Genomic DNA, 26399 nt, shown 5'->3' on the forward strand with positions numbered 1-26399 from the left:
CACAAGGACTGCGGAGGAAAACACCATGAGCAAGACAATCCGCCTGACGATGGCGCAGGCGCTGACCCGCTTCCTGTCCCGCCAGATGACCGAGATCGACGGCAAGACCGTGCCGATCTTCGGCGGCGTCTGGGCGATCTTCGGTCACGGCAATGTCGCCGGCATCGGCGAAGCGCTCTATCAGGTGCGCGACGAACTGCCTACCTTCCGCGCCCACAACGAACAGGCAATGGCGCATGCGGCGATCGCCTATGCCAAGGCCAATTTCCGCCGCCGCTTCATGGCCGCGACCTCTTCGATCGGCCCTGGCGCGCTCAACATGGTGACGGCCGCCGCGCTCGCCCATGTAAACAGGTTGCCCGTCCTGTTTTTACCCGGCGACGTCTTCGCCAACCGCATCCCCGATCCGGTGCTGCAGCAGGCCGAGGATTTCTCCGACGGCACGGCGACGGTCAATGACTGCTTCCGTCCGGTTTCGCGCTATTTCGACCGCATCACCCGGCCGGAGCAGATCATTCCTGCGCTCAGCCGCGCCATGGCCGTGCTGACCGATCCGGCCGAATGCGGGCCGGTGACGTTGTCGCTATGCCAGGACGTCCAGGCCGAGGCCTATGACTATCCCGAGAGTTTTTTCGCGGAGCGGGTCTGGCATCAGCGCCGGCCGCGCCCGGACCGCCAAGAGCTAGCGGCTGCTGTCGCCGCGCTCAAGGGCGCAAAAAAGCCGCTGGTGATCGCCGGCGGCGGTGTCCTCTATTCGCAGGCGTCGGACGAACTGGCGAAATTCGCCGAGGGCGCCGGCATTCCGGTCTGCGAGACGCAAGGCGGCAAATCCTCGCTGCCGGACGACCATCCGCTCAACATGGCGGCGGTCGGCGTCACCGGCACTTCAGCCGCCAATCGGCTGGCCGAAGAAGCCGATGTCGTGCTCGCCATCGGCACGCGCCTGCAGGATTTCACCACCGGCTCGTGGGCGCTGTTCAAGAATTCGGGCAAGACCATCATCGGCTTGAACGTCCAGCCTTTCGACGCCGGTAAGCACCGCGCGCTGCCACTGGTCGCTGATGCCGCCGAAGGTCTGGCGGAACTCGGTACGGCGCTGACGGGCTGGAAGGCGCCCTCCACCTGGACCGACAATGCGGCCACCGGCAAGACGGCCTGGCAAGCCGAAGCGGCCAAGGTGACGGCGTCGACCAATGCCGCCTGTCCGTCCGATGCGCAAGTGATCGGCGCCGTGCAACGGGCCATGGGCGCGGGCGTGACGCTGCTGAATGCCTCCGGCGGCCTGCCGGGCGAATTGCACAAACTTTGGCAGGCCGGCGCGCCCGGATCCTACCATGGCGAATATGGCTTCTCGACCATGGGCTACGAGATTGCCGGCGGGCTTGGCGCCAAGATGGCCAAGCCCGGCGAGGAGATCGTCGTCATGATCGGCGACGGCTCCTATCTGATGATGAATTCGGAGATCGCCACCTCGGTGATGCTCGGCCTGAAGCTGACCATCGTGCTGCTTGACAACCGCGGCTATGGCTGCATCAACCGGCTGCAGATGGCGACCGGCGGCGCCAACTTCAACAATCTGCTGAAGGACTCGCGCCACGAGTTCCTGCCCGACATCGACTTCGCCGCGCATGCCGCGAGCATGGGCGCGATTGCCGAGAAAGTGCCATCGATCGCCGGACTGGAAAACGCGCTGGCACAAGCCAAGAAGAATCCGCGTACCACGGTACTGGTCATCGACACCGATCCGCTGGTTTCCACCGATGCCGGCGGTCACTGGTGGGATGTGGCGGTGCCGGAAGTCTCAGTGCGGCCGCAGGTCAACGCGGCACGCAAGGCGTATGACGAGAAGCGGAAGATGCAGACCATCGGCGATTGAATGATGGCTGCGCGGTACCCCTACCTCCCCCTTGTGGGGAGGTCGGACCGGAGGTCCGGGTGGGGGTCCGGCGCCGCCCCCACTCCGCTGCTTCGCAGCGACTTGCCGGGGCGAGCCACGGGTCTCGCCCGTCCTTCGGACCCCCACAAGGGGGAGGGTGAATACGAACTGAAACTGGAGTGACGACTTGAAAGCCAAACTGGGCATGTCCCCCATTGCGTGGTGGAACGACGATCTTGCGGAACTCAGCGATGACGTGTCGCTGGAGGAATGTCTGCGCCAGTCGCGCTCGGCCGGCTTCACCGGCATGGAGATGGGCCGGCGTTTTCCCAATGACCCCGATGTGATGCTGCCGATCCTGAAGGCGGCCGACGTCACCCTGTGCGGTGGCTGGTTCTCGGGCACGCTGGTCGACGGGGGGATGGCTGACAACAAGGATCGTATCCAGCCGATGATCGACCTGTTCAAGGCGGTGAGCGCGCCTTGCATCGTTTATGGCGAGGTCGGCCGCTCGATCCAGGGCGACCGCTCGAAGCCGTTGGCCACCAAGCCGAAGCTGTCGGACGACGAGATGAAGACCTATGCCAGGCGCCTGACCGAATTTGGCGAATGGTGCGCCGAACAGGGCATGCCGCTTTCCTATCATCACCACATGGCGGCGGTGGTCGAGACCGAGCCGGAGCTCGATGCCTTCATGCGCCATTCCGGAGCCGGCATTCCGCTGCTGCTCGATGCCGGGCATCTGGCCTTTGCCGGCGGCGATGTTCTGCGCGCCATCGACAATCACCACAAGCGCATCAACCATGTGCATGTGAAGGATGTGCGCATGGGCGTGATCGACAGGCTCGACCGCACGAAACAGTCCTTCCTCGACGCCGTGGCGCTGGGCGCCTTCACGGTGCCGGGCGACGGCTCGCTGGATTTCGGCGCCATCGTGCAGCGCTTCGCCGACCATGGCTATGAGGGCTGGTTCGTGGTCGAGGCCGAGCAGGATCCGAAGAAGAACCCGCCGCTCAAAATGGCGCAGGTTGGCCACAAGGAATTGATGCGGGTGATGACCGCCGCCGGCTACACGGTCGAGACGCAAGGCTTTCCCAATGTCTGATCAAGGGGGGCCTGATGCTATGGTTCCCGGCGACGCCGATTGCTGTAGATTGGCCCGATGAAAGATTACGAGCACCCCTTCTTCCGGCCTATGTGGCGGCGTGTCGCCGTCGTCGCGGTCTGCGTCATCTGGTCGATCATCGAGTTCGCCACCGGCACGCCGTTCTGGGGCGTCATCGCGCTCGGCTTCGCCGGTTACGCCGTCTGGCAGTTTTTCTATCTCTACAAGCCGGCCGACGACAGCAAGGCAGCGGCCGAGGCCGAACCGAAGGAGTAAACCGGATGTCGAAGCTGCTCGTCAAAGCCGACAAGGGCCATGGCCGCGTCGCCCATGTGACGCCGAAAAGCGCCGGCTGGACCTATGTCGGGTTTGACCTGCATCGGCTGAAGCCGGGCGAAAGCGCCTCGGGAAAAACGGATGATCGCGAAGTCTGCCTGGTGTTCGTCACCGGCAAGGGCAATGCGAGGGCCGGCGGCAAGGATCTCGGCCTGCTCGGCGAGCGGATGTCGCCCTTCGAGGGCAAGCCGTGGTCGGTGTATGTGCCTGAGGGATCGGACTGGTCGGTGACGGCGGATACCGAGCTGGAGCTGGCGGTCTGCTCGGCGCCGGGTCTTGGTGGCGGCTTGCCGGTGCGGGTGATAACACCGGACGATCTCGGCCAGGAGGTGCGCGGCAAGGGCACCAACACGCGCTACGTCACCAATATCTTGCCGGAGGGCAAGCCGGCCGATTCGCTGCTGGTGGTCGAGGTCATCACGCCCGGCGGGCATACGTCGAGCTACCCGCCGCACAAGCACGACCAGGACAATCTGCCTGCTGAATCCTATCTCGAGGAAACCTACTATCACCGCCTCAACCCGCCGCAGGGCTTTGCCTTCCAGCGCGTCTACACCGATGCCGACCAGAACGGCCATCGCGCGCTCGACGAAGCGATGGCCGTCGAGGATGGCGACGTCGTGCTGGTGCCTAGGGGTTATCACCCCTGCGCCGCCTGCCACGGCTACGACCTTTACTATCTCAACGTGATGGCCGGACCGAAGCGGACGTGGAAATTCCACAATGCGCCCGAGCACGAATGGCTGATGAAGGCCTGATCGGCCTCCAATTGAATAGCTTCCGCCAAGGTCAGCTCCGCTTGTTTGGAGCCACCCGTCGTCGAAAGCCGGTGCCACCCCTCACCGCCCTGCCTTTCCTCTCCCCCGTCGATCGGGGGAGAGGTGTCGAGCGAAGCTCGACGGAGTGGGGGTCGACCTTCGCCGCCGCCTGAGTTTCTTGCTCGTGCCTGCCTTGCGGCGGCTGCGCGTTTAGCGAACGCCTTCCCCCACTCCGTCGCCGCTTCGCGGCGCCACCTCTCCCCCCTCCGGAGGGAGAGGAAGGAGCCGAGGCAGGCAGGCAGCTGAAGGGCGGCGCAGACAGCTCGAAAAAGTGGTCCAGCACAAAAAAATCGTCGGCTAAGGACCGGGATGGGTCGATTTGCCTTCGAAAACCCTTCAAAGCTTCGTCAATCCGTCATGGAAATCACCTATGGCAGCGGGACTGACGAGGACTATCCATGCGTTATGCCATCTATTTCACCCCCCGGCAGGACCAACCGCTGGCGCGGATCGCCGCCAATTGGCTCGGCCGTGACCCGTTTGGTGCCGCGACAAGGCCGGTTGAGGCGGTGGCCGATCTGTCGGCGGCGGAAGTCGCTTTCCACACCGCTTCGGCGCGCCGCTATGGCTTTCACGCGACGCTGAAGGCGCCGTTCCGGCTGGCTGCCAATGAGACCGAAGCCTCGCTTCGCGCCGCACTCGACCATTTTGCCGAGGCGACGCCGGTGGTGACCATCCCGCGCCTTGTGGTCAGCCAGATCGACGGCTTCTTCGCACTGGTGCCGGAAGGCCCGCTGCCTGCGCTCAATCGCTTCGCCGATGACGTGGTGCTCGGCTTCGACCGGTTTCGCGCGCCGTTGACGGAAGCCGAGATCGAGCGGCGCAGCCCGGATTCGCTGAAGCCGGCCGAGTTCCGCAATCTCTGCCAATGGGGCTATCCCTACGTCTTCGAAACCTTTCGCTTCCACATGACACTGTCCGGCCGGGCGGGGTCACAGGAAAGCCCTCGTTTGCGTGCAGCAATCGACAGCCTGTTCACGCAGGTGCTGCAACAGCCGGTGCTGGTCGATGCGCTGACATTGTTTGTCGAAACCGAACCGGGCGCACCGTTCATGGTGCTCTCGCATCACGCACTCGGGCGCCGCCCGGCTCGAAAAACCGCCTGAACAACTCTGCCGGAACAACTCCAGCCGGAATAACCAAGGACTGCCTGAAATGACCGCCGAGACCGTTCTCCAGAATGCCCGCATCGTGCTTGCCGACGAGATCGTCGAGGGTTCGCTGGTGCTGCGCGACGGCTTTATCGCCGGCATCGAAGCGGGCAACAGCCGAACCGGCGAGGATATGGGCGGTGACTATATCATTCCCGGGCTGGTCGAACTGCACACCGACCACCTCGAAGGCCACTACGCGCCGCGGCCGAAGGTGCGCTGGAACCCGATCGCCGCCGTGCTTGCCCATGACGCGCAGGTGGCGACCGCCGGCATCACCACCGTGCTCGACGCCTTGCGCGTCGGCATGGACGAGGACGCCGACCTGACGTCGACAGACATTCGTAAGCTGGCCGACGCGATCGAGGACAGCGTCCAGCAGGACCGTCTGCGCGCCGACCATTTCATCCATCTGCGTTGCGAGGTTTCGGCGCCCGATTGCCTCAAGGCATTCGCCAATTTCGACAGTGATGAACGGGTCAAGCTGGCATCGCTGATGGACCACGCACCAGGCCAGCGCCAGTTCGTCAATCTCGAAACCTATGCCTACTACTACCAGCGCAAGCTGAAGCTGACCGATCGCGACTTCAACCTGTTCTGCGAAAAGCGGATGGCGGAATCGGCGGTGAATTCGGCACCGAACCGTGTCCATATCGCCGCTGCTTGCCATGAGCGCGGCATCGTGCTGGCCAGCCATGACGACGCCACATCAGGCCATGTCGGCGAGGCGATCGAACAGGGCGTGCGCGTTGCCGAGTTCCCGACCACGGAAGAGGCCGCCAGGGCCTCGAAAGCCGCCGGGATGGGCGTGCTGATGGGCGCGCCGAACGTCATGCGCGGCGCCTCGCATTCGGGCAATGTCTCGGCCCGCACGCTGGCCAGCGACGGGCTGCTCGACATCCTGTCGTCCGACTACATTCCCTTCAGCCTGATCCAGTCGGCCTTCTTCCTCGGCGACGTCGTCGACGGCATCTCCCTGCCGCAGGCGGTCGCCATGGTCTCGAAGAACCCGGCCGATGCGATTGGCCTGACCGACCGCGGCGTCATCGAGCAGGGCCGCCGCGCCGATCTGGTGCGCGTGCGTGTCGACGACCACGTCCCGGTCGTGCGTACCGTCTGGCGGCAGGGACGCCGGGTCGCATGATGGTGTCTGCCTTGATCGAGCGGGAATTGTCGGCCGCGACGTTTCCGATCCGCGATGGTGTCTTCGTCGCCGTCGTCGGTCCGAGCGGCGCCGGCAAGGACACGGTGATCGGCTACGCCCGCGCCCGCTTTGCCGAGGAGACAAGGCTGGAGTTCGTCCGCCGTGTCATCACAAGGCCGAGCGATGCCGCCAGCGAGGACCACGACACGCTGGCCGATGCCGCCTTCATCGAAGCCGAAGCCGACGGCGCCTTCGCCATCTCCTGGGAGGCGCATGGCTTGCGCTATGGCATCCCCGCCGATGTCGACTGGTCGGTCGCCAATGGCCGTGTCGCCATTGCGAATGTCTCGCGCGCGATCATCCCAATGCTGCGCGAACGCTATGCCAATCTGGCTGTCGTCGAGATCACCGCCTCGCCTCAGGTGCTGGCCGAGCGTCTCGCGATGCGCGGCCGCGAGTCACGCGGCGAAGTGCTGGCGCGGCTGGCACGCAGCGCCAATGTCACCCTGTCCGGCCCTGGCGTCACTTCGATCGACAACAGCGGCCCGCGCGAGGCGGCCGGCGAACGCTTCGCCGAGGTGCTGCGCAAGGCGATGGCTTTTTCCGACATGTCGGGCCTGATCTAGGCCGACGGTTTCCTTCCCCCCTTCCCTTGTGGGGCATGGCTATCGCATATGGAATTCTCGAGATGTCTGCCCGGCACGGACCCCCACCCCTAACCCCTCCCCACAAGGGGGAGGGAGATTTCCGTTGGTGCTGACCTAGGCGAATCGCCTGTCTTTTCGGCGCCAAAGAAGAATTAGAGGCACGCGGCAGCGTTCCCTCCCCCTTGTGGGGAGGGTTAGGGTGGGGGTCCTTCTTCGCAAGAATCCATATGCGACAGCCCTGCCTTGTGGGGGAGGAAGAGGCGGCACAGTTATTCCGCGGCCTGGCCCGCCACGCCCTTGCGCGTGGCGTCGACCATCAGCCGCCGCTCCCGGAACACGCCCCATTGCTGGTCGACCAGCACGCCGATGAGGATGACGCCGCCCATCACCGCGAAGTTGAGCGAGGACGGGATGCCAAGCAGGTTGACGAGGTTCTGCAGCTCCTGCAGCAGCACCGTGCCGAGCAGGACGCCGATCAGCGAGCCCTCGCCGCCACGCAGCGAGAAGCCGCCGAGGACGGCGGCGGCGATGGCGTAGAGCTCGTAGAACTGACCGTGGCTGGCCGGCGAAATCGACCGCGTGTACATGGCGAAATAGATCGCCGACAGCGCCGTCAGCACGCCGCAGATGACGTAAGCCGCCATGACGACGCGGCCGGTGCGGATGCCCGAATATTTCGCCGCCTCCTCGTTCTTGCCGATGGCGTAGAGATAGCGGCCGAATACCGAGCGGTGCAGCACCACCCACATGACGATGGCAATGACGATCAGCGCGATGAAGCTGTTCGGCACGCCCCAGGAGCGGCCTGCCGTCAGGAATTCGAGCTCGGGAAAATTCTGGCCGAACGCAAAACCCGCCGTGCCGTCGGCGGTGTAGAAGCGGGCGACGCCGCGATAGATCAACAGGCCGCACAACGTGACGACGAAAGGCTGCAGCTTCAGCCTTGTGATCAGCCAGCCATGCACAAGGCCGATGATGGCGCCAAGGAAGAGGATCAGCACGAAGGCCAGCGGCCACCCCACCTCGCGCACGGCGATGAAGTCGATGAACAGCGTGCCCAGCAGCGCGACCACCGAGCCGACCGACAGTTCGATGCCGCCGGTGATGATGACGAAGGCCTGGCCGATCGAGAGGATGCCGAACAGGCCGATCAGGTTCGACGTGTTGGCGAGGTTGATCGGCAACAGGAAGCGCGGATTGATGATCGCGACGATGGCGCCGACCACCAGGATCAGGATTAGCAGGCCGAGATCTTTCTTGCTCATCGTCTTCTCCCCAATGCCTGCCCGGGCAGGTTCCGCGCGACCCGTGGCAAAAACAAAAACTATTTCGGCTGCTTGCCCACCGCCAGCAGCAGCACGTTTTCCTGGCTGAACCGGTCCTTGTCGAGAATGCCCGAGATCTGGCCCTCATGCATGACGGCGATGCGGTCGGACACGCCGATCACCTCTTCCATGTCGGAGGAGATCATCAGCACGGCGACGCCGGCATCGGCGAGCGCGCGCATCAGGCCGTAAATCTCGGCCTTGGCGCCAATGTCGATGCCGCGCGTCGGCTCGTCGAGGATCATCACCTTGGGGTTCATGGCGAGCCATTTGCCAAGCACGACCTTCTGCTGGTTGCCGCCCGACAACGTGCCGGTGCGCGTCTGCACCGAAGGCGCCTTGATGCCGAGATTCTTCTTTTGCTTCTCGGCGGTGGCGGCCTCGGCGCTTTTGGAAACCAGGGAGCGGCGCGCATGCCCCGGCAAATTGGGCAGCGAGATGTTCTGGGCGATCGACAGGTCGAGCAGGATGCCGGTCAGCTTGCGGTCTTCCGGCACCAGGAAGATGCCATGCGCGACGGCGTCGGCCGCGGAAGCCAGCGCAAGCGGCTTGCCGTCGAGCTCGAGCGTGCCGCCAAGCTTCGAGTCGATGCCGAAGAACACCCGCGCCAGCTCGGTGCGGCCGGAGCCGACAAGGCCGGCAAGGCCGAGGATTTCGCCGCGCCTGACGTCGAGGTCGACCGGGCGGCCGGGATAGGCCGGCGTGCGGATGGCCTTGGCCGAAAGCGCCGTGGCGCCCGGCGCGCGCGCGGCCTCCGAGGCCTTCTCGCGCTCCTTCAGCATGCGGCCGATCATCAGCTTGACCATCTGGTCGTGGCCTATGTCGTGCTTGCCCAACGTGCCGGCCAGCATGCCGTCGCGCAGCACGACGACGCGGTCGGCGACGCGTTCTACCTCGTGCAGGCGGTGCGAAATGAAGATGACGCTGATGCCGTCGGCCTTCAGCGCCTTGATGACGTCGAGCAATTTGTCGGTCTCGGCGAGCGGCAGGCTCGATGTCGGCTCATCGAGGATGACCAGCCGCGCCTCGATCGACAGCGCCTTGGCGATCTCGACCATCTGCTGCTGCGCCAGCGACAGGGTCGCAACCTGCGTGTCGGCGGAAAAATTGGCGCCGACGCGCTTCAACAGCGGCGCCACCATGGTGCGCAGTTTTGCGCGGTCGACGAGCTTCAGCGGCCCGCCGCGCAACGGCTCGCGGCCGAAAAAGATGTTGGCGGCGACATCGAGATTGTCGAACAGGTTGAGTTCCTGGTGGACGAAGGCGATGCCCGAACCGATACTGGCTTCGACGGAGAGCCTGTCATGCGCGGAGCCGTCGACGGTGATCGTGCCGCTGTCGGGCCTGGTGACGCCGCCGAGGATCTTCATCAGTGTCGATTTGCCGGCGCCGTTCTCGCCGACGAGGCCGATGACCTCGCCCGGCCTGACCTCCATGGAAAAGCCGTCGAGGGCGACGACGCCCGGATAGGTCTTGCGCACGTTCTCGAGGCTGAGGAACGGGGCGATAGCGGCGATGGATGTGTCGGAATAATTCATCATGCCTGACAGCAGCCGGTGGGCCGTTTTTGGTCCATCTTCAGACTGACGATCCGCGTGCGGTTCGTCAATGCGAGCAGCCGGCCCAAGCGAAGTTGAGCCGGCTGAACTGCTTCAAGTCTTAGTTTCCAGACATCGCCTTCAAATTGGCGGCGTAGGTGTCGACGTCGTCCTTGCCGATAATCTTGGTGGGGACGATGATGAGACCGCCTTCCGGGATGCCCGACTTGTCGCCCTTGAGATAGGCGGCCATCAGCTTCATGCCCTGATAGGCCCATTCGAAGGGCTGCTGCACGACGGTTGCGGCAACGGTGCCTTCCTTGACGCCGCCCAGCGTGATCGGATCGTCATCGAAGCCGACGACGGTGATCGAGCCGAGCTTGCCGGCATCGCGCAGCGCTTCGTAGATGCGCGGCGTGTTGTAGGAGTAGAAGCCGACCATGCAGGTGACGTCGGGGCTGGCGACCAGCGCGTCCTCGACGTTCTTCTTGGCGCGCGCCTGGTCGATGTCGTCGCCGCGCACGTCGATCAGCTCGATCTTGGTGCCGGCCAGGCCGTCCTTCATGCCCTGGATGCGTTCCTTGGCATTGTCGGCGCCGAGCAGGCCGACGAAGCCGAGGCACTTGCCGCCATCGGGCATCGCCTTCTTGGCGATTTCGGCCGCCTGCTTGCCGGCATCGACATTGGATGAGCCGATATAGGCGACGCGCTTGGTCTGCGGTGCGTCGCTATCGGTGGTGAACAGCGCGGTTTCCGAAGCGATCTTGTTCAGCCCATCGGTCGAGGTCTTCGGGTCGACCGCCGAGACCATGATGCCCTTGACGCCGGCGGTCACCAGATCGTCCATCAGCCGCTGCTGGATGGCGACCGAGGATTGTTCCGGATATTTGAGTTCGAGATTGTAGTCGGGCAGTTCGCCCTGCGCCTTCTTGACGCCGGCTTCGGCGGCCTTCCAGAAATCGGAAGCGCCGTTGACGACGAAGGCCAGCGTCGGCTTGTCGTCGGCGCGCGCGATTGCCGTGGCCGACAGGCCAAGCAGCAGCGCGGTCGCGGCTACGGATGCATTGCGTATCAAGGATTTCATGTTCAACCTCCCGTTTGGCTCAGTCGTTGGACTGGCCGATCTTGCACTGACCTGATTTTGCCGTTTGCAGCGTGGACGCCCTCCTCCTCAAAGGGGTTCCCGGCACCGAAAGAATGGCGTCGTTCCAGCCACGATCATGGACCTTAGAGACTCATCCTTCATTCGTAAATAGTCCGATTTGTCAGACATATCACATGTCCGAGACAAAGCTTGCGGAGGTCGATCCGCTCGCCATCGGGCCATTTTCTTCCACTCCCGCCGCCCCGGACCTGACCGGGCCGGACGCGACGGATTGACGGTACAGCGCATCTTTGTATTAGTAAACAGTATTAGTTCCGAGGCGATGTCAGCGGTTTCGCGGCGTATCCGCCGGCGAGCCGAGTCTTGGCTGCGCCGTGGCGCAGGCCTTTTGGCATTTGAGCTTTGGCTTGTATGAAGATGCATGGCAGTGGACGTTAAGCATGCTAATAGTTATAAATGGCTTTGGCGTTATCTCTATAAATCGACGGCGTCACGCCATCTTGCCGGCTTGACCGGCCTGCCAGACTGGGATTTGCCATGAGCGAGACGACGGATCCGGCCATCGACACGGCGAGGCGCCGCAAGGCACCGGCCAAGGGCACCAAGGGCCGCGTCACCATGATCGATATCGCCAGGGCGGCCGGCTGCTCGCAGGCGACCGTTTCCTTCGTGCTCAACAATTCGCCAGGGATCAAGCTGTCGCAGCAGACCCGCGAACGGGTGATCGAAGCCGCGCGGACGCTTGGCTACACCGCGCCCGCTTTCGAGGCGCTTCACCCGCCGCTGCCCGCCTTCGAGGGGCTGGACGGGGTGATCGGCTTTGCCGTCGACCAGCTCGCCACCAGCCCGGAAGCCGTCGTCGCCATTGAGGGCGCGCGCCAGGCCTCGTGGAATGCCGGCAACGTGCTTCTGGTGGCGCAGACGCTGGGCGATTCCGTCATGGAGCCGCGCGCCATTTCAGCCCTGACCAAGCGGGGCATTTCGGCGCTGATCTACATGACCATCTTCACCCGCGAAATCACGGCGCCCGATTACCTCTACGGCCTCGACATCCCGGTGATCCTGCTCAACTGCTACACGGCGGACTATGCCTTCCCCGCCGTGGTGCCGAGCGAGATCGCCGGCGGCCAGAGCTCGACCCGCCACCTGATCAGCCACGGCCACCGCCGCATCGCCACCATCACCGGCGAGCCGTGGATGCAGGCCGCCCAGGACCGGCTGAAAGGCTACCGCCGCGCGCTCGCCACCGCCGACATCCCGTTCGACCCCGACCTGGTGGTCGAGGGCGACTGGTCGGCCAGCGCCGGCTACGCCGCGACCGTCAAGCTGCTGGCGCTCAGGGATAAGCCCACCGCCATCTTCTGCCAGAACGACCGCACCGCGATCGGCTGCTACGAAGCGCTGAAGGAAGCCGGCCTGCACATCCCGCAGGACATTTCCGTCGTCGGCTACGACGACGAGGAAATCGCCCGCCACCTCTTCCCGCCGCTGACCACCTCGATCCTGCCGCATATGGCGATGGGCCAATGGGCGATCGAGCAGCTGGAAGCGCCGGCGGTGGTGGGAAGGGGGCGGTATCCGATTACCAAGCTGGAGTGCCCGCTGGTGGAGCGGGAGAGTGTGGCGACGATCAGGACAGTGGCGTGAGGTGAACTCGCCGTTCGCGATGTCTACGCGGCCGGGCGACCGAATGAACCGTGCTCTTTCGCGAATGTGGCTTGCGCGTGCACGGCGTAGTGCGGCAAGACGCCATCCCGGACCAAGTCGCTGAAAACTGGCGTGCGAGATAGAACTCGGCACTCCTTTTGAGATCATTCCCCCGCAGAAGCTTAGCATCGCGTAGCCCGTTGGCAGGAGGCGTTCGCCCAGCTAGTTTGCGGCGCAACCGAGGAGCGCGCTTTTGTATCAACAGACATTCAAAGCTATCGACGACGTGTTGTGGAAGGAGGCCGGCTGCCAGAGCGAGTTGGACTACACCGAGCAGACTTCGTGGATGCTGTTCCTGAAGTACCTGGACGATCTGGAAAGGACGCGTGCGGACGAGGCGGCGCTTTCGGGGAAACCACATCGGCAAATCATCGATGCCGAACACCGCTGGGAGAAATGGGCGGCGCCAAAGAAAGCGGACGGCAGCTTCGACCACGACCGGGCGCTGACCGGTGACGATATGATCACTTACGTCAATCGCGAGTTGTTTCCTTACCTCAAGGGCTTTCGCTTTAGGGCAGAAGGGCCGGACACGATCGAATACAAAATCGGCGAGATCTTTGGTGAAATCGAAAACAAGTTCCGCTCAGGCTATTCGCTGCGCGACGCGCTGGAACTAATCGACCAGCTGAAATTCGGCAGCCAGGCGCAGCGCCATGAACTGTCGCAGCTTTACGAAGACAAGATCAAGCGTATGGGCAACGCCGGTCGCAATGGCGGCGAGTATTACACGCCGCGCCCACTGATCCGCGCCATGATCGAGGTCATCGCTCCGAAGGTCGGCGAGCGCGTCTATGACGGAGCGGTTGGCTCGGCCGGCTTCCTGTGCGAGGCCTTTGACTACATGACGCGTGAGCGCGACAGACTGTCGACGCGCGACCTTGAAATCCTGCAGACGCGTTCCTTCTTCGGCAAGGAGAAGAAGAGTCTTGCCTATGTCATCGGCATCATGAACATGATCCTGCACGGCATCGAGGCACCGAACATTGAACATACAAATACGCTGGGCGAGAACATCCGGGATATCCAGGATAAGGATCGTTACGACGTAGTGCTGGCTAATCCTCCGTTTGGGGGAAAGGAGCGACCAGAGATCCAGCAGAACTTTCCGATCAAGACTGGTGAGACGGCGTTCCTGTTCCTGCAGCATTTCATCAAGATGCTGAAAGGCGGAGGCCGGGCCGCCATCGTCATCAAGAACACATTCCTGTCGAACACGGACAACGCCAGCGTCGCGCTGCGCAAGCAATTGCTGGAAGACTGCAATCTGCATGCAGTGCTGGACATGCCTGGGGGTACGTTTCAGGGCGCTGGCGTCAAGACCGTGGTGCTATTCTTCGAGAAGGGCTCACCGACGCGAAAGGTGTGGTTCTACAAATGCGAACCCGGCCGGAATTTTGGCAAGACCAGTCCGCTGAATGACGCCGATCTGGCGGATTTTGTCGCCAAGAAGGCGACGTTTGAAGACAGCGACAATTCTTGGTCGGTCGAGGCCGAAAGCATCGACGCGATGACCTATGACCTGTCGGTCAAGAACCCGAAAAAGGCTGATGAAGCCGAACTTCGTGACCCCAAGGAGATCATCACCGAGATGGCAACGCTGGACGTGGAGACGGCAGCGATCCTTAAGCGTATCGAGGCGATGCTTTGATTAGGCGTTCGGAAACACGAACCGGTGGAAGGGATGCCACCACCCGGCACGTCTTCGGCCAGTTTGCGCTATCAGTAGGAATGCCGCGTACATCTGCACCGCCGGGCTGGCGGTGGGTAGCACTCACGGACGTTGCTCGTATGGAGTCGGGGCATACTCCTAGCAAAAGCCATCCTGAATATTGGGATGGTGACGTGCCATGGATCGGAATTCGCGACGCGAAAGCTCATCACGGAGGGACGATTCAGAAGACACTCCAAAACACCACAGAACTTGGGATTCAGAACTCGTCTGCGCGGATTTTACCCAAAGGGACAGTTTGCCTTTCTCGTACCGCTTCAGTCGGTTACGTAGTTACCATGGGCCGCCCAATGGCCACCAGCCAGGATTTCGTAAACTGGATCTGCTCAGATCAGCTTGATCCGCGCTTCCTTCTTTATCTCTTGCTCGGCGAAGAACAGAGCTTGCTCCGCTTCGCGACTGGCGCAATCCACCAGACAATTTACTATCCTGAGCTCAAAGCTTTCCATATATGCCTGCCCGCACTTCCCGAACAACAACGCATCGTCGCCATTCTGGACGAGGCCTTTGCCGGGTTGGCAACGGCGACTACCAATGTGAAGAAAAATCTCAAGAATGCGCGTGACCTCGTCGACAGTTATCTTGCTTTTATATTCACGAACATGGGCAAAGATTGGAAAACATCTGAGCTCGGTAAATTAGTTCGATTTATAGATTACCGTGGGAAAACGCCTCCCAAGCGAGAAAAAGGAATTCGGCTAATCACCGCGAAAAACGTGAAAATGAATCGAATTCAACGAGGTCCTGAAGAATTCATTGACGCAAGTGTTTATGATGGGTGGATGACGCGCGGAAAACCAAGAAAAGGTGATGTTTTATTTACGACTGAAGCGCCCCTAGGAAATGTTGCTCAGCTTGACACGGTCGAAAAGGTAGTTATCGGCCAACGATTGATTACAATGCAGCCTGATGAACACATTCTCGATCGAACCTTCCTGAAATACGCGTTAATGTCGCGGCCGGTTCAAGAAGAGATCTTCAAAAGGGGTACGGGAGCGACAGTTGTGGGGATCAAGGCTAGCCTGCTAAAGCGAGTTCCGATTGCGTATCCTACCAACATCTTCGCGCAGAGAGTGTTGGCTCAAGCTATGGAGGAAACCTCCAATTCTGCTGCTCAACTTGCAGACAATTATCGCGTTAAGCTGATGCAGTTAACCTCGCTGAAACAATCTATCCTCTGCAAAGCCCTATCCGGCGAGCTGGCAAACAGAGCTGCGGCAGCTGCCATCCCGTTTCCTGCGAGGAGTCCGACTGATCCCAAACGCGATACTGCCGTCGTGCTGGCGCTTGCTTATGTCCGTCACAAATTTCGTCGGCGGGAGAAGAGCTACCCGCACACGAAGCAGCAAAAGATCCTTCATCTCGTCGAGGCAGAGGCTGACTATCCGCTGGGCAGGCAACCAGTACGGGACGCTGCGGGGCCTAACGATTTTCCGCACATGCTTGCTGCAGAAGCATGGGCGGAAGCCAACCGCTATTTCAAGATTTCCAAGCATGAGACGGGAAACTACCAATTTGACCCGCTCGAAAGATTTAATGACCTTTTGGCTCAGGCCAAGGATATCGAATCCGATGTTCGGAAGAGAATTGAAGAAGTCATCGATCTCTTTGTGCCCATGAACTGGCGCAAGGCGGAGGTGTTTGCAACGACGTACGCGGCGTGGAACAACCTTCTGCTCGAAGGCAAGACGCCCACCGATGAGGAGATTGTACACGCAGCTCGGGAGGACTGGCACTTCAAGAAGCTTGATATCCCCCGTGCAGAGTTCGTTGACTGTCTGAAGGAGGTCAGGCAGTCCGGCTTCAAGCCCACCGGAAAAGGAGGCTACGTGCCACCACCCGCGCAAGGCCAGCTTCTTCTATGAACGAAGCGGAGACCCGCGCCGAACTAATCGACCCGGCTTTGCGAGCGGCTGGCTGGGGCGCGGTCGCCGACAGCCGAGTGCGACGCGAGACGATCTGTCTTGGGCGCTTAGAGGGAGCAGGGCGTCGCGGCAAGCAGGAAATCGCCGATTATGTGCTCACCTTCCGTAACCATAAGCTGGCGGTGATCGAGGCCAAGGCGGAGGGCCGAGGCGAAACGGAAGGCGTCACGCAGGCCAAGGCCTATGCGCAAAAGCTGCAGGCGCGCTTTTCCTACTCAACCAACGGTCGGCGCATTTATCGTATTGATATGGAGACCGGCCGCGAAGGCTATGTTGATCGTTGGCCGACACCTGACGAGATGTGGGCAGAGGTGTTTGCCACCCCGAACGATTGGCGCGACCGCTTCGCCGCGGTTCCGTTCGAGACCAGCGGCAAATGGGATACGCGCTACTATCAGCACAACGCCATCGAAAACGTACTGGAGGCGGTCGCGGCTGGCGGACAGCGCATCCTTCTCACACTGGCGACCGGCACCGGCAAGACGGCGATCGCCTTCCAGATTGCGTGGGCGCTGTTCCAGAGCCGCTGGAACCTGTCACGAGAGCCGAACCGACGGCCGCGCGTCCTGTTTCTGGCCGATCGCAACACGCTGGCCAACCAGGCATACAATTCCTTCTCGTCCTTTCCCGAGGATGCGCTGGGGCGCATCAAGCCGGACGAAATCCGCAAGAAGGGCCGAGTTCCAAAGAATGCCTCGATCTTCTTCACGATCTTCCAGACCTTCATGAGCGGCAAGACGCCCGATGGAGAAGATGCCCCCTATTTCGGCGACTACCCGCCGGACTTCTTCGATTTCATCATCATAGACGAATGCCATCGCGGCGGCGCCAACGACGAAAGCAGTTGGCGCGGTATTCTGGAATATTTTGCGCCGGCGGTGCAGCTCGGCCTCACAGCAACTCCGAAGCGCAAGGACAATGTCGACACCTACGCCTATTTTGGCGAGCCGGTTTACAGCTATTCGCTGAAGGACGGCATCAATGACGGCTTCCTGACGCCATTCAAGGTGAAGCAGATAGCCACAACGTTGGACGACTATGTGTACACTCCGGACGACCGGCTGATTGACGGCGAGATCGTCGAAGGCCGGCGGTACACCGAAGCGCAGTTCAATAGGACGATCGAAATTGAGGAGCGGGAGCGCTACCGCGTCGGGCTTTTCATGAAGGACATCGACCAGCGCGAGAAGACGCTAGTTTTCTGTGCCACCCAAGGCCACGCTGCGCTGGTGCGCGACCTGATCAACCAGGTGAAGACATCAAAAGATCCCAACTACTGCGTGCGGGTGACGGCAGACGACGGCGCGCGTGGCGAGGAATTTCTCGAGACCTTTCAGGACAACGAAAGGACCATCCCCACGATCTTGACCACATCGCAAAAACTGTCGACCGGCATCGATGCTCGGAATGTGCGCAACATCGTGCTGATGCGGCCGGTCGGCACGATGATCGAGTTCAAGCAAATCATCGGGCGTGGGACGCGACTGTTCGACGGCAAGGACTATTTCACCATCTACGATTTCGTGAAGGCTTATGAACACTTCAACGATCCGGAATGGGACGGCGAGCCGCTGGAGCCGGTTGTGCAGCCGCACAAGCAGGAGAAGCCGGAAGGCTGGGACGAGGATGGCGTATTGTATGAACCCCCACTGACTGCTGAGCGACCGAAAACAATCCGTATCAAGCTCGCCGATGGCAAAGAGCGCGCCATCCAGTCGATGATGGCGACCAGTTACTGGGGGCCTGACGGCAAGCCGCTGTCTGCGAACCAGATGATCGAGAAGCTGTTCGGCGAACTGCCACGCTATTTCAAAGACGAGGCCGAACTGCGGGCGCTGTGGAGCGAGCCAGAAACGCGCAAAAGCCTACTTGAGGCGCTCCGTGAGGCTGGCTTTGGCCACGAGCAATTGGCCGAGATAGGCCGGATGATTGCCGCCGAAAAAAGCGATGTCTTCGATGTTCTTGCCTACATCGCGTTCGCCGTACCGCCGATCAGCCGCGAAGAACGGGTGAATGAACGTCGCTCGATTGTCATTAACGGTCAGGACACCAAGCTGGCGGCATTTCTTGACTTTGTCATGGGGCAATACGTTCGTGACGGTATCGGCGAGTTGGACCGTGAAAAACTAGCGCCGCTGTTGACGCTTAAGTACCGCAGCGTGAACGATGCCATCGCGCAACTCGGTTCGGCCGGACAAATCAATGATGCGTTTCTAGGCGCGCAGAAGGCGTTGTTTTCATAGGCATTGCGGGATTGCGGAACTTGGCGCACCCGACAGGATTCGAACCTGTGACCTCTGCCTTCGGAGGAGTTTTTTCGAACTATCCGTCGCGTTTCTCTTTGCACGCCGTAGCTCTCTATCCATTTGATTCCACGCATTTATTTTGACACCAGCGCCGAATTTTATAGGCTATGACAGGTCGAGATTTTCTCCCGCCTGCTTTCGTGGTGCTTCCGCGGAAGCAGGGGGCGGTGCAGGAAGGGCAACCCATGGCCAGACTGACAAAGCGCATTGTCGATGCTCATATGGGATGAGGAACTGCCCGGCTTTGGGCTGCGCGTCTTTGCTTCGGGCAAGCGCAGCTATGTTGTGCAGTATCGCACTGCCGGTCGCTCGCGTCGCTACACGATCGGACTGCACGGAGTTTGGACGCCCGAGGAAGCGAGGCGCGAGGCGAAAGTCCTGCTGGGTCAGGTCGCAAGGGGCGGCAACCCCGCCGAAGAGCGCAAGCTCGATCGTGAGGCGATCACGGTCAAGGAACTCTGTACCCGTTACCTCGAAGATCTCAGGAATGGGCTCGTGCTTGGGAAAAGGGGACGGCCAAAGAAGCCCACGACAATCTCCACCGATGTCGGTCGCGTCGAGCGCCACATCGTTCCGCTGCTCGGCAGTCGACGCGTGCGGGATTTGGCAAAGTCCGACATCACCCAGGCCATGAAGGACATCATGGCGGGCAAGACCCGCGCGAACGTCAAAACGGATAAACTGCGCGGACGAGCGATCGTGCGCGGTGGAGCCGGCACGGCAGCCCGAACCATAGGTCTCTTCGGCGGCATTCTCACCTATGCGGTCGAACTCGGCATCATCGAGCAGAACCCCGTGCATGGCGTCCGCAAACCGAAGGACAGGGTGAACGCCTGCCGTCTCAGCGAGCAGGAGTATTGCACGCTCGGCGATATTTTGCGGAAGGCGGTCGAGGACGGGAAATACGAGACAACCGCGGAAATGATCCGCGTGATCGCCCTGACCGGATGCCGACGCAGCGAGGTCATCGGTCTGTGTTGCGGCGAAATCGATGTTGAGGGCAGTTGCCTGCGCCTGACCGATAGCAAGGAGGGGGCGTCAGTGCGTCCGATAGGTCTGCCGGTCCTGGAATACCTCGAGGGTCGCCGCGACGAGGAACAGGGTGCCGAAGACTATGTCTTTCCCGGCTGGGAGGATGACACGGCATTTGGGAGCTTCCCCAGGCACTGGACGAAGCTGCTCGAGAAGGGCGACCTGGCCGGCATCACACCGCATGTTCTGCGACACAGCTTCGCCAGCATCGCCAATGACCTTGGGTTCACCGAGGCGACGATCGCCGCCTTGGTCGGTCATTCACGAGGGACGGTGACGAGCCGGTACATCCACACCGTGGACACCGCGCTCATCATGGCGGCTGATAGCATCGCTGGCTACATTCAGGGCCTGCTGGATGGCGTGGCCTTCAGCCACACCGCCTATGCGCTCGATCGAGCTTCCAGGAAGTCAGCGCTTGCACACTTCCTGGGGCAGACAAGCCCTGCAGCGCTCGAAGCAAGCCGCTCTGCCGCCTGAAAAGGGCGCCTTATCATCCTTGGCCACAAGGTGGACAACAACCCGCGCCGCCGAATTGCAGCAACTCGACGACGTCTGGCCGCGATGCCAGAGTGGCAAGGACTTGGCGACTGTCCTGTTTCTGGCGCGTTTTGTAATCGCCCGACGGCTGCCTTCGGCTTTGCGCCTCATCCCGGTCACGAAGCAAGCTCTGGCTTCGCCCGAAAGCTGACGAAACCGGAGTTCACCGCCCGGTTTGCTATTCAACGAGCGTCTCGTTCTTCATCTGCAGACGCAGAGTGCTCAGATTGTGCCCGGGTCCTAGATTCCCAGAGCGATCCCATCTTTCCTCGGCTCCGACGCGCCGATCAGAGTGCCGTTCTCCCAGTCGATGCGGATCGCTTGAGCGCCGCCGATAGGGTCTTCCGCCGGAGTAAAGGTGAAACCTCGCCGTTCGAGCTCTGCCTTGGTCGAGCCGTCAATCGTGTGCTCTGCCTCCACTGTCGTTCCGTGGGATGTCGGCATCAGGCGCGGCAGATCGATCGCCTCCTGGAGATCCATTCCGTAATCGAGGACCTTGGATATCAGATGGGCATGGCCGAGCGCCTGATAGTAGCCGCCCATCACGCCGAACGGCATTTCCACCCTGCCGTTGCGCGTCACCATGCCGGGGATGATCGTGTGAAGCGGCCGTTTCGATGGCCCGATCTGATTGGGATGACCTGGCTTGAGCGTGAAGCTCTGGCCGCGATTATGCAGGATGACACCCGAGCGAGGAGAGACGAGGCCGGTGCCGAAACTATCGAAGATGGAGTTGATGAAGCTTACCGCATTCCGATTTCGGTCAACGACTGAGATATAGACCGTGTCGCGATGAAGGGGCATTTCGAAGGGTGGCAGGTCGGTCAGCGCCTTTCTCAGGTCGATCATTCCCGCAAGCCTGTCGGCCAGCTCGTCGGACAGCAGATGGTCAACCGGGACGTCCGCCTTTCCTGGATCAGCGATCCACGCGTCCCGGGCGGCATAGGCAAGGCGCGTTGCTTCTATCTCGGCATGCAGCCGGTCAGCCGACTGCGGGTTCCCCTTTGCCTCGAAGCGGCTCAGGATGTTGAGGATCAGGAGCGCAATGATACCCTGGCCGTTCGGGGGACATTCGTGGATCGTGTAGCCGCGAAAATCAGTGGTCACCGGGGTCACATACTCGCCGCGCGCATTCGCGAAGTCTTCCAGCGTGTGGAGGCCGCCCAGCGAAGCTAGGTAGGACACCATGTCATCGGCGACCGGTCCCTTGTAGAACGCGTCGCGTCCCTCTTCAGCAATGCGTTTTAGCGTCAGCGCCAGCTCCGGCTGGCGGTGGACCTCTCCGATCCTTGGGGTCCTTCCACCGGGTAGGAAGATCCGCGCGGCCGTCACGTCGCTGGCGAGGAGCTTTTGTTCAAGGGACCAGTCACGATAAACACGGGGAGTGATGGCGTAACCCTCCTTGGCAAACCGGATCGCTGGCGCAAGCACTTCGGCAAAGGGGAGATCTCCGTGATCGGCGTGGAGGCGTGTCCACGCGTCAATCGCCCCTGGGATTGTTACTGATGCTGGCGACTGGCGTGGCACGTCCGTCAAACCCCGCTCGTTGAACCAGTCGGCAGTGAGGGCCGACGGCGTGCGGCCGGACCCGTTATACGCGACGACCTTGTCGGACCCGTCGGGCGCGTAGAGTACAAAGCAGTCGCCGCCGATACCGGTCGAACCAGGTTCCACGACGCACTGTACCGCGCAGGCGGCTATGCTGGCATCCATCGCATTACCGCCCGCCTCCAGAATCTGCAGCGCCGTGAGGGTGGCGGAAGGATGCGAGGTCGCCGCCATCGCATGGCGCGAGACAGCAACGGATCGTGTGGGCTTCTCAAAATTGCGCATTTCGTTATTTCTCTTGGTGATGACGGAGAGGCACCTGTCAGGCTCGCGCCCGATATGGTGTGAGCCAGGTTTCCAGCGCATTCAGTGCCGAGATGATTGTGAAATTGATCGTGAGATAGATCGCGCCAGCGGCCACGAAGACCTCTACGGCGCGATAGGTCTGCGAAATGAGCCCCTGCGCGATGCCCGTCACCTCCATGAGCGTGATGATCGATGCAAGCGACGTACCCTTTATCATGAGGATGATCTCGTTGCTGTAGCTCGGGATAGCCTGGCGCAGCGCCAAAGGCAGGACGACGAGGCGCAATGTCAGGAGCCGTGACACGCCAAGCGCGGAGGCTGCCTCGGTGAGGCCACGCGGAACACCTTGGATCGCCCCCCGTAGGATCTCGCTGCCATAGGCTGCGGTATTGAGGCTGAGCGCGATGATGGCGCACCAGTAGGGCTCGCGGAACATCCACCAGAGTCCGACCGCCTGAAGCGAGGGACGGAACTGGCCGAGGCCGTAATAGATGAGGAAGATCTGGACGAGCAATGGCGTGCCGCGAAAGACCGCAACGAAGGAGCGTATGGGCCAGACCAGTATCCGGTGGTTTCCCTGTTGGGCCAGTGCGAGCAGCAGGGCCAAGACAAAGCCGATTGCGATCGAGGAGCCCGCCAGTTGCAACGTCAATGGCAAGCCTGAGAGAATGGTGGGAATGATCTCCACAAAGAAGGCGAAGTCGATCATGCGTGGACCATGCCTCGCCACGCCCGAGCCTCGCCGTAGCGGAAGACCGAACCGGTCACGACAGCGATGAGGAAGTAAAGCGTCGCGGCCGCCATATAAAAGACGAAGGGCTCCCGCATCGATCCGGCGCCGACCTGAGCTTGCCGCATCAACTCCACCAAGCCGATCACGGAGATCAAAGCTGAATCCTTGAGCACGAGCTGCCAAACATTGCCGAGGCCCGGCAGGGCGTGCCGCATCAGTTGCGGCACGATGACGAGGCGCAGGGATTGGAAGCGGGGCAGGCCGAGCGCCTTGCAGGCCTCAAACTGGCCGAGATCGACGGCGAGATACGCCCCGCGATAGACCTCCGCCTGATAGGCGCCCGAAATGATGCCGATCGCCAGGACGCCCGTCGCAAATGCCGGCAGTCCGACGAAGCCGGCGCCGCCGAAGAATTTGCCGAGCTGCGTCAGGGCGATGCTTCCGCCGTAGTACAGCAGATAGATCGTCAGCAGATCGGGTACGCCCCGAAACACCGTGCCGTAGCCCATGGCGAGCCATGACGGGAGAGCTCTCGTCGAGAGCCGGCCTCCTGCTGCCACTGCGCCGAAGACGGCGCCTAGCAGGAAGCCGAGGACGGAAAGCGCAAACGTCACGCCCGCTGCCAGCAACAAGGCGCCGCCCCAGCCGCCCTTGCCCAGGGAAAGGATATGCAATGTATCCATCATGTGAACCGAATCTTTCAGCACGGCGTCCGGCCGGTCGATTAAGACCAATCCGGCCGGACAGGTCCGTCCGTGCCTACTTGACCGGCGTCACGTCCGTTTTCACCCATTTTTCCGAGATGCGTTTGATGGTGCCATCGGCGATCGCGGCGCTGATCGCGTCGTTCAGCATCTCCTTGAGCTTGGTGTCTTCCTTGCGCAGCCCCGCACCAGTTCCGGCGCCGAACAGGCCGCCGACAAATCCCGGACCTGCAACCGTGAAGCCGGAGAATTCCGGTTTTGCGAGCGTCGCGGCAAGTGCTGTCTTCTGAGCGAATATTGCATCGATGCGGCCCGCCGCCAAATCGAGATCATGCTGCTCGGTCGTCTTGTATTCGCGAATTTCCACCGTGTCGCCGAAATATTTCTTCAGAAATTCGAGCATGGCCGTCGCCGCCTGGACGCCGACCACCTTGCCCTTCAGCAGCGGCTTCAACTTGTCGATCGCGGCCTTGGAAGCAGTCTCATCGTCCAGTTTGAATTTCTCAGCTGAAACGCCGAGTTTACCGAGGTCGCTATCCTTGGCGACTGCGAACCCGCCCGGATCGATCGCATAAGGCTGCGTGAAGTCGATGGTCTCGAGGCGTTTCGGCGTGATGAACATGCCGGCCATGATCACATCGAACTTGCCGACCTTAAGCGATGGAATAAGACCGTCCCAGTCCTGAGCGATGATGGTGCATTTGATTTTCATCCGTGCGCAAAGATCGTTGGCGAGGTCGATCTCCAAACCGTCGAGCTTGCCGTCTGCATTGGTAAAATTCCAGGGAGCGTAGGCACCCTCGGTAGCGATTGTTATAGCCTTCGGAGCTTCCTGCGCGAGCGTGGTCTCGGCGAAGCCAAGCATGCCGAATGCAGCCGCGATTGCGGCCCAATGTCGAATTTTCATGTGCTTTCCCCTTTTTCGTAGGCTGATCTAGCTGTTCCCGCGGCCGGCAACCGGTCTCATTGCCGGTTCGAGGCTATTTCCGTCCGGCTGGCGTTCGTCACCGGCTCGGAGTCACGAACTCGGCAAGCATCGGTGCCGTGCCGAGAATATGATCCTGCATCACCTGCTCCGCATGACCGGCATCGCCCGAGCGCAACGCCGCGATCACCGCCGCATGCTCTTCTCGTGCGGAAAGCGGCTTATCGACGTCATCGAACCAGATGCGCATGTAAGGTTCGATCACCGCGTGCAGTGCCGAGATCTGATGGATGAGTTTCGGCCTTTGGCTGAGCGCACAGATGCGGCCGTGAAACTCCTGATGCCGGACCACCCAGTCGCTGCTGCCGCTCTTGCCCGCGCGCTCCATGCGATCGAGCAGGCGCTCGAGTTCGTCGAGCTCCTCCTCGTCGATACGTGGCATCGCCAGTCTAACGGCGAGGCCTTCGAGAACGGAACGCATCTCGAAAATCTCATAGAGCTCGTCAACCGTGAGGCCCGCGACTACACATCCGCGATTGGGGCGCAGGACAACGAGCCCCTCGGAGGCCAGGCGGCGAAATGCTTCCCGCACCGGCATCCGGCTCATGCCGATCTCGGCGGCTATGTCCTCGGGGATGAGCCGCTCGCCCGGCTTGTAGCGACCGAGACGAAGCGCCCGCTGTATATGGCGGTATGCCTCCTCCTCTGCGGTGGCGGATGTTCGTGGCTCTGCGGAAAAGGCTGCGGGCATGTGCCACCAAAAATTTTGTATCCACGTATCCAATCACTGTCTGGACCCAAGGTCAACACCTCGACGGGCGACTGCGGTCAGAAAGATGCCGTAAGCATCTACTTACGGTGCGCTAGCGCCGATCCGTTTGCGACCTGCCCTCTCATCGGTAGTGAGCGTTGACATGATCTCCACAAACGCTCTGACGGTCGGACGTTTCTTCCAATCCTCCGTCGTGGCGATCTGAAACTTGGCTTTATACGAAAAGATGTCCGGGCGGATCGGTCTGATGCGTCCGGCTTGCACGAACTGCTCCGCATAGTGATCCGGGAGGTAACCCAGATAGCATCCGGACAAGATCAGGAAGGCCTCGGCCTCCATATTCGACACCGTGGCGTGCGGGGCTGAGATCGCAAAAATCTTTATGTCGCGAGCCGCCCAATAGCTGCGTGCGATGATCCGGTGCATGCGCACCCGATCAATGTCGATGCTTTCGTCTGCAAGGGAAAATAGCGGATGTCCTGCGCCGCAATAGAAGTTCTGGGTTTCCTCGTAAAGGTCGATATAGGCAAGCCCAAGCGCCATGCGCGGGAAACTTCCGATGACAAGATCGAGCTTTTGGGCAACCACATCCCGCAGCAACTCTCCCGGCGACTTGGTCTCGATGAGAAGATGCAGCGCCGGGGCAACCTCGGCCAGCTTGAAAAAGGTTGCTGCTACAGGCGAGTTGGGGTCTGTAATGATGTTGTCGAGGAGGCCAATGGAGAGGCTTCCGCCAAGATTGGAGCGCAAGCCTGCGACCTTGCGGCTGAATTGATCCAGAGAGCCGAACAGCCGCTGGCATTCATCGAAAACAAGACGGCCACTTTCCGTCAGCTGAAAGCCGGCGCGTCCGCGCTTGCACAGGGTGACCCCCAGCCGCTGCTCCAGTGCGGATATCTTCTCCGAGATGGTCGAGAGCGAAAGGTTTAGATCCGCCTGCGCTGCCGAAAGCCCACCCGCTTCCACGACCCGGATGAAAATGCGGATGAGACGGATGTCAGCATTGTCGACGGAGATCGCATTGCGGTTATTGCTGTCCGAGTTGCGCATTTTTCCCTCCCGCCTCTCCAGAACGCCTCTCGCACCCCAGCGACCGGTGGATTTTCAAGACTCCACGACGGGTA

21 protein-coding genes are annotated in these 26399 nt (G+C 61.4%); 12 read left to right on the plus strand and 9 right to left on the minus strand.

Translation table 11 applies throughout. The features are described from left to right. Window positions 1-25 precede the first annotated feature (25 nt). The 7 genes from iolD to phnN all read left to right on the plus strand — a co-directional run bounded on the left by iolD (window position 26) and on the right by phnN (window position 7056). Window positions 26-1876 carry a 3D-(3,5/4)-trihydroxycyclohexane-1,2-dione acylhydrolase (decyclizing) gene (gene iolD / locus ACSQ3L_RS02415; RefSeq protein WP_436158476.1) on the plus strand — a complete coding sequence of 617 codons (1851 nt, stop codon included), beginning with the start codon at window positions 26-28 and terminating at the stop codon, window positions 1874-1876. Window positions 1877-2063: 187 nt separating this feature from the next. After that, window positions 2064-2981 carry a myo-inosose-2 dehydratase gene (gene iolE, locus ACSQ3L_RS02420; protein ID WP_436158477.1) on the plus strand — a complete coding sequence of 306 codons (918 nt, stop codon included), beginning with the start codon at window positions 2064-2066 and terminating at the stop codon, window positions 2979-2981. 57 nt (window positions 2982-3038) lie between these two features. After that, on the plus strand, window positions 3039-3257 hold the full coding sequence (locus tag ACSQ3L_RS02425; RefSeq protein WP_436158478.1) for a DUF3329 domain-containing protein: 219 nt from the start codon (window positions 3039-3041) through the stop codon (window positions 3255-3257). Between the two features lie 5 nt (window positions 3258-3262). Further along, entirely contained in the window at window positions 3263-4075 is an 813-nt protein-coding gene (gene iolB, locus ACSQ3L_RS02430; RefSeq protein WP_436158479.1) for a 5-deoxy-glucuronate isomerase, read from the plus strand. A gap of 458 nt (window positions 4076-4533) precedes the next feature. Next, window positions 4534-5241, plus strand: a complete 708-nt coding sequence (locus tag ACSQ3L_RS02435; RefSeq protein WP_436158480.1) for a DUF1045 domain-containing protein — start codon at window positions 4534-4536, stop codon at window positions 5239-5241. A 49-nt stretch (window positions 5242-5290) separates the two neighbouring features. Then, window positions 5291-6430, plus strand: a complete 1140-nt coding sequence (locus ACSQ3L_RS02440) for an alpha-D-ribose 1-methylphosphonate 5-triphosphate diphosphatase (protein WP_436158481.1) — start codon at window positions 5291-5293, stop codon at window positions 6428-6430. Beyond that, on the plus strand, window positions 6427-7056 hold the full coding sequence (phnN, locus tag ACSQ3L_RS02445; protein WP_436158482.1) for a phosphonate metabolism protein/1,5-bisphosphokinase (PRPP-forming) PhnN: 630 nt from the start codon (window positions 6427-6429) through the stop codon (window positions 7054-7056). Before ACSQ3L_RS02440 ends, phnN begins: the two co-directional genes overlap by 4 nt. Window positions 7057-7346: 290 nt before the next feature. Here phnN and ACSQ3L_RS02450 read toward each other — a convergent pair whose 3' ends face one another. From ACSQ3L_RS02450 to ACSQ3L_RS02460, 3 genes are all read right to left on the minus strand, one after another. Further along, on the minus strand, window positions 7347-8342 hold the full coding sequence (locus ACSQ3L_RS02450; RefSeq protein ID WP_436158483.1) for an ABC transporter permease: 996 nt from the start codon (window positions 8340-8342) through the stop codon (window positions 7347-7349). A gap of 59 nt (window positions 8343-8401) precedes the next feature. Then, window positions 8402-9940: a sugar ABC transporter ATP-binding protein gene (locus ACSQ3L_RS02455; protein WP_436163372.1), complete on the minus strand. Its 1539-nt coding sequence runs from the start codon at window positions 9938-9940 to the stop codon at window positions 8402-8404. 121 nt (window positions 9941-10061) lie between these two features. Then, window positions 10062-11024, minus strand: coding sequence for a sugar-binding protein (locus tag ACSQ3L_RS02460; RefSeq protein ID WP_436158484.1), 963 nt, complete (start codon window positions 11022-11024; stop codon window positions 10062-10064). Between the two features lie 558 nt (window positions 11025-11582). On the opposite strand from ACSQ3L_RS02460, the gene ACSQ3L_RS02465 reads away from it, so the two are divergent. The 5 genes from ACSQ3L_RS02465 to ACSQ3L_RS02485 all read left to right on the plus strand — a co-directional run bounded on the left by ACSQ3L_RS02465 (window position 11583) and on the right by ACSQ3L_RS02485 (window position 20227). Next, window positions 11583-12692, plus strand: a complete 1110-nt coding sequence (locus ACSQ3L_RS02465; RefSeq protein WP_436158485.1) for a LacI family DNA-binding transcriptional regulator — start codon at window positions 11583-11585, stop codon at window positions 12690-12692. A gap of 253 nt (window positions 12693-12945) precedes the next feature. Continuing rightward, on the plus strand, window positions 12946-14403 hold the full coding sequence (locus tag ACSQ3L_RS02470) for an N-6 DNA methylase (RefSeq protein WP_436158486.1): 1458 nt from the start codon (window positions 12946-12948) through the stop codon (window positions 14401-14403). Window positions 14404-14483: 80 nt separating this feature from the next. Further along, window positions 14484-16349 (plus strand): restriction endonuclease subunit S, encoded by a 1866-nt coding sequence (locus ACSQ3L_RS02475; RefSeq protein WP_436158487.1) that lies wholly within the window; start codon window positions 14484-14486, stop codon window positions 16347-16349. Further along, the gene (gene hsdR / locus ACSQ3L_RS02480; protein ID WP_436158488.1) at window positions 16346-18652 is read left to right on the plus strand and encodes an EcoAI/FtnUII family type I restriction enzme subunit R; all 2307 of its coding nucleotides are present in this window, start codon (window positions 16346-16348) and stop codon (window positions 18650-18652) included. The genes ACSQ3L_RS02475 and hsdR overlap by 4 nt, the downstream gene beginning before the upstream one ends. Before the next feature lie 276 nt (window positions 18653-18928). Beyond that, complete coding sequence (locus tag ACSQ3L_RS02485; RefSeq protein WP_436158489.1) at window positions 18929-20227, plus strand: tyrosine-type recombinase/integrase; 1299 nt, start codon at window positions 18929-18931, stop codon at window positions 20225-20227. A gap of 300 nt (window positions 20228-20527) precedes the next feature. On the opposite strand, the gene ggt is transcribed toward ACSQ3L_RS02485, so the two are convergent. The 6 genes from ggt to ACSQ3L_RS02515 form a co-directional block, all read right to left on the minus strand. Then, complete coding sequence (gene ggt / locus ACSQ3L_RS02490) at window positions 20528-22120, minus strand: gamma-glutamyltransferase (protein WP_436158490.1); 1593 nt, start codon at window positions 22118-22120, stop codon at window positions 20528-20530. A gap of 37 nt (window positions 22121-22157) precedes the next feature. Continuing rightward, window positions 22158-22850: an ABC transporter permease gene (locus ACSQ3L_RS02495; protein WP_436158491.1), complete on the minus strand. Its 693-nt coding sequence runs from the start codon at window positions 22848-22850 to the stop codon at window positions 22158-22160. After that, on the minus strand, window positions 22847-23560 hold the full coding sequence (locus ACSQ3L_RS02500) for an ABC transporter permease (protein ID WP_436158492.1): 714 nt from the start codon (window positions 23558-23560) through the stop codon (window positions 22847-22849). The genes ACSQ3L_RS02495 and ACSQ3L_RS02500 overlap by 4 nt, the downstream gene beginning before the upstream one ends. A 73-nt stretch (window positions 23561-23633) precedes the next feature. Further along, window positions 23634-24485, minus strand: coding sequence for a transporter substrate-binding domain-containing protein (locus ACSQ3L_RS02505; RefSeq protein WP_436158493.1), 852 nt, complete (start codon window positions 24483-24485; stop codon window positions 23634-23636). A 97-nt stretch (window positions 24486-24582) separates the two neighbouring features. Continuing rightward, the gene (locus tag ACSQ3L_RS02510) at window positions 24583-25254 is read right to left on the minus strand and encodes a GntR family transcriptional regulator (RefSeq protein ID WP_436158494.1); all 672 of its coding nucleotides are present in this window, start codon (window positions 25252-25254) and stop codon (window positions 24583-24585) included. Window positions 25255-25356: 102 nt separating this feature from the next. Beyond that, a complete protein-coding gene (locus ACSQ3L_RS02515) occupies window positions 25357-26325 on the minus strand; it encodes a LysR family transcriptional regulator (RefSeq protein WP_436158495.1) in 969 nt (322 codons plus the stop codon). Between the last annotated feature and the right edge of the window lie 74 nt (window positions 26326-26399).

The sequence above is a fragment of the Mesorhizobium sp. LjRoot246 genome, assembly GCF_964254115.1.
Classification (GTDB): domain Bacteria; phylum Pseudomonadota; class Alphaproteobacteria; order Rhizobiales; family Rhizobiaceae; genus Mesorhizobium.

What these genes read in the sequence shown, in the direction of transcription:
- ACSQ3L_RS02465 (WP_436158485.1), top strand. Translation starts at nt 11,583, where the DNA reads ATGAGCGAGACGACGGATCCGGCCATCGACACGGCGAGGCGCCGCAAG.
- ACSQ3L_RS02475 (WP_436158487.1), top strand. Translation starts at nt 14,484, where the DNA reads ATGCCGCGTACATCTGCACCGCCGGGCTGGCGGTGGGTAGCACTCACG.
- ACSQ3L_RS02450 (WP_436158483.1), bottom strand. Translation starts at nt 8,342, where the DNA reads ATGAGCAAGAAAGATCTCGGCCTGCTAATCCTGATCCTGGTGGTCGGC.
- ACSQ3L_RS02505 (WP_436158493.1), bottom strand. Translation starts at nt 24,485, where the DNA reads ATGAAAATTCGACATTGGGCCGCAATCGCGGCTGCATTCGGCATGCTT.
- ACSQ3L_RS02440 (WP_436158481.1), top strand. Translation starts at nt 5,291, where the DNA reads ATGACCGCCGAGACCGTTCTCCAGAATGCCCGCATCGTGCTTGCCGAC.
- ACSQ3L_RS02500 (WP_436158492.1), bottom strand. Translation starts at nt 23,560, where the DNA reads ATGATGGATACATTGCATATCCTTTCCCTGGGCAAGGGCGGCTGGGGC.
- iolD (WP_436158476.1), top strand. Translation starts at nt 26, where the DNA reads ATGAGCAAGACAATCCGCCTGACGATGGCGCAGGCGCTGACCCGCTTC.
- ACSQ3L_RS02455 (WP_436163372.1), bottom strand. Translation starts at nt 9,940, where the DNA reads ATGAATTATTCCGACACATCCATCGCCGCTATCGCCCCGTTCCTCAGC.
- ACSQ3L_RS02515 (WP_436158495.1), bottom strand. Translation starts at nt 26,325, where the DNA reads ATGCGCAACTCGGACAGCAATAACCGCAATGCGATCTCCGTCGACAAT.
- ACSQ3L_RS02435 (WP_436158480.1), top strand. Translation starts at nt 4,534, where the DNA reads ATGCGTTATGCCATCTATTTCACCCCCCGGCAGGACCAACCGCTGGCG.
- ACSQ3L_RS02510 (WP_436158494.1), bottom strand. Translation starts at nt 25,254, where the DNA reads ATGCCCGCAGCCTTTTCCGCAGAGCCACGAACATCCGCCACCGCAGAG.
- hsdR (WP_436158488.1), top strand. Translation starts at nt 16,346, where the DNA reads ATGAACGAAGCGGAGACCCGCGCCGAACTAATCGACCCGGCTTTGCGA.
- ggt (WP_436158490.1), bottom strand. Translation starts at nt 22,120, where the DNA reads ATGCGCAATTTTGAGAAGCCCACACGATCCGTTGCTGTCTCGCGCCAT.
- ACSQ3L_RS02495 (WP_436158491.1), bottom strand. Translation starts at nt 22,850, where the DNA reads ATGATCGACTTCGCCTTCTTTGTGGAGATCATTCCCACCATTCTCTCA.
- iolB (WP_436158479.1), top strand. Translation starts at nt 3,263, where the DNA reads ATGTCGAAGCTGCTCGTCAAAGCCGACAAGGGCCATGGCCGCGTCGCC.
- ACSQ3L_RS02460 (WP_436158484.1), bottom strand. Translation starts at nt 11,024, where the DNA reads ATGAAATCCTTGATACGCAATGCATCCGTAGCCGCGACCGCGCTGCTG.
- ACSQ3L_RS02485 (WP_436158489.1), top strand. Translation starts at nt 18,929, where the DNA reads ATGCTCATATGGGATGAGGAACTGCCCGGCTTTGGGCTGCGCGTCTTT.
- phnN (WP_436158482.1), top strand. Translation starts at nt 6,427, where the DNA reads ATGATGGTGTCTGCCTTGATCGAGCGGGAATTGTCGGCCGCGACGTTT.
- ACSQ3L_RS02425 (WP_436158478.1), top strand. Translation starts at nt 3,039, where the DNA reads ATGAAAGATTACGAGCACCCCTTCTTCCGGCCTATGTGGCGGCGTGTC.